This is a genomic window from Frigoribacterium sp. AC759 (assembly GCF_979256015.1).
Map to the genome: position 1 here is coordinate 1 of NZ_CEEDMT010000143.1, position 248 is coordinate 248.

1 protein-coding gene is annotated in these 248 nt (G+C 63.3%); it reads right to left on the minus strand.

From position 1 onward, the window contains the following. Positions 1-131: 50S ribosomal protein L27 (locus tag ACZ6JE_RS15425; RefSeq protein WP_464319514.1), on the minus strand; the 131-nt coding region annotated here is incomplete at its 3' end. Positions 132-248 lie beyond the last annotated feature (117 nt).

The window sequence follows — 248 nt, forward strand, 5'->3', positions numbered from 1 at the left end:
TGGGTGCCGCGCTGGCGGACGATGATCTCGCCGGCGAGGACGACCTGGCCGCCGAAGCGCTTCACGCCGAGGCGCTGGGCGTTCGAGTCGCGGCCGTTACGGGTGGACGATGCGCCCTTTTTGTGTGCCATGTGCTGTCAGCTCCTGATCTTCTACAGTGCTACTTGGTCGTGATCGAGGTGATCTTGACGCGGGTGAGGTCGGCACGGAAGCCCATGCGACGCTTGTACCCGGTCTTGTTCTTGTAG